This is a genomic window from Mycobacterium gordonae (assembly GCF_002101675.1).
In the GTDB taxonomy this organism is placed as follows: Bacteria; Actinomycetota; Actinomycetes; order Mycobacteriales; family Mycobacteriaceae; genus Mycobacterium; species Mycobacterium gordonae.
In genome coordinates this window covers 1-2648 of sequence record NZ_LQOY01000120.1, presented here as the reverse complement: position 1 = coordinate 2648, position 2648 = coordinate 1, and the positions used below count along the sequence as shown (strand labels likewise).

Sequence of the window (2648 nt, the reverse complement as noted above, 5' to 3'; positions counted from 1 at the left end):
GCCGCATACAACTCCCCAACCACCCCCACCGGCACCGGACGCAGCCACCCGTCCAGCACAAAAACCGCCACCCCGGCGATCGGGGCGCCGATCGGCGGCACCCCCGACCCCGCCACCAGCGGGGCACTCCGGGCCGCACACACCGTGGCCTCGGTAGGACCGTAAGCGTTAACCATCACCCGCCCCGGCGCCCACCGCTCCACCAGCTCAGCCGGGCACACCTCCCCGGCCACCAACAACGACACCGACTCCAACCCGTGCGGGGAGAGCGTCCCTAGCGCGGTGGGTGTCTGGCTGAGGACGCTGACCTGCTCGGCCACCAGCAAGGCGCGCAAGTCCTCCGGTGAGGCCGCCACCTCCTCGGGGATCACCACCAGCCGCCCACCACGCAACAACGCCGCCCACATCTCTTCCACCGAAGCGTCGAAGCCATAGGAATGCCACTGCGCCCACACCCGCCCAGGCCCAGACCCCAGACCGGCATCCTCAAGTGAGTCGACGAGTGCGGCCACGTTGCGGTGAGTGATGGCCACGCCCTTGGGAACACCGGTGCTACCCGAGGTGTAGATGATGTAGGCGACATCGTCGGGGCTCGCTGTCGGCAGGGCGGTACTGGGTTGACTGTGCACGGCACGGTCATCGATATCGATGACCGTCAGGTCGTGCCCGTCGAGCCTGTCAGCGAGCGCGGTGGTGGTGACGGCGGCGATCGGGGCGGCGTCGGTCAGCATGAACCCGATCCGCGCCGCGGGCAGGGCCGGGTCGATCGGGAGATAGGCCGCCCCGGTCTTGAGCACCGCGAGGATCGCCACAACTGCCTGCACCGAGCGCTCCAACACCAGCGCCACACACGCACCCGGGCCCACACCCTCGGCGGCCAGCAGGTGCGCCAACCGGTTAGCGGTCTCGTCTAGCTCGCGATAACTCATCGAGCGGCCCTGGAAGCTGACAGCCATTGCATCCGGGGTGCGCGCGGCTTGCGCGGCGAACAACGCAGGAATCGACGCCGCCGTTGGTGCAGGTCCGGTCAGCACCGCCCGGTTGCCGAGCTGACCAAGGCGGGCGTGCTCGGAATCGTCGAGGAGATCGATCGAGGACAGCCGCGCGGTGGGGTCAGCGGTCATGGCCGCCAGCACCCGCCGCAGCCGCTCGACCAGCACTTCGATGCTCGCGGTGTCGAACACGTCGGTGCGGAACTCCACCGCGCCACCGATTCCGGCAGGCTGACCGGACTCATCCCAGCGTTCGTTGAGGAAGAAATCCAGGTCCATGCGGGCGGTCTGGACCTCAATCGGCAGCGGCGCAACCTCGACCTCGCCCAACCCGGGCCTGCCGGCGTGGTCCGGCAGGTTCTGCCACGACAGCACCACCTGAACCAGGGGGTGGTGGGTCAGGGAGCGGGTCGGGTTGAGCCGCTCCACCAGCAGCTCGAAGGGCACGTCCTGGTGTTCGTAGGCGGCCAGGCTGCGCGCCCGCACCCGGGCCAGCAGTTCGGCAACGCTGGGATCACCGCCTAGATCCACGCGCAGCACCAAGGTGTTGACGAAAAGACCGACCAGCTCATCGAGCGTCGGATCACGGCGCCCGGCGATCGGGAACCCGACGGCCACATCAGTGCTGCCGCTGAGCTTGGCCAGCAGCACCGCCAACCCGGCCTGCATCACCATGAAACTGGTCGCGTTGTGCTCCCGGGCCACCCGCGCCACCTGTTGGTGCAGCGTTGCCGGCCACTCGACCGGCACCCGGGCACCGCGGTAATCGGCCACCGGCGGGTAGGGCCGATCGATGGGCAGTTGCACGCGCTCAGGCATCCCGGCCAGGGCCTGTTCCCAATAAGAGAGCTGGGTGGCGATGCGGCTGCCGGGATCCTCCAGATCCCCCAGCTGGGCACGCTGCCACAGCGTGTAATCGGCATACTGCACCGCCAGCGGCGCCCAGCCAGGCGCGTGCCCGCCAGACCGCGCGGCATAGGCGGCGCTGAGATCGCGTAGTAGTGGGGTGATGGACCAGCCGTCGGCGGCGATGTGGTGGGCCACGGCGACCAACACATATTCGTCGTCGGCCAGGCGCAACAGGTGTGCCCGCAGCGGGATCTGGGCCGCCAGGTCGAAGCTGTGGCTCGCCACCGCGGCGATGGCCTCCCCCAGCCGGTCGGCCGGCCAGCCCCTGGCATCAACGACCTCCCAGCCGAAATCAACTGCCTCAACAGGGAGGATCACTTGTCGAGGTGTTCCTTCGACCGCCTCGAACCGCGTCCGCAGGCTCTCGTGGCGGGCCAACACATCGGCCAGCGCGACACCGAGCGCGTCGGCATCCAACCCGCCACTCAGCCGCAGGGCCACCGGCAAGTTGTACACGGGAGACGGCCCGTGTAATTGGTCCAAGAACCACAACCGGGACTGGGCAAACGACAACGGCACCACCGCCGGCCGCGGAACGGCCACCAGCGGCGCGAGCCCTCCCTTGTGCCCACCAAGATTGGTCGCCAGCAGTGCCACGGTGGGCGCCTCGAACAAGTCGCCCACAGACAGGCCGACATTCAGGGCCGTGTTGACCGCAGCGATCAGGCGCATCGCTGACAGTGAATCGCCGCCGAGTTCGAAAAACGAGTCGTCGGCCCCGACCCGTTCGAGGCCCAGGACTTCGGC

1 protein-coding gene is annotated in these 2648 nt (G+C 68.8%); it reads right to left on the bottom strand.

Going from position 1 to position 2648, the window contains the following annotated elements:
- Positions 1–2648, bottom strand: a 2648-nt coding sequence (locus AWC08_RS19075) for a non-ribosomal peptide synthetase (RefSeq protein ID WP_142283664.1), incomplete at both ends; no start/stop codon positions are given.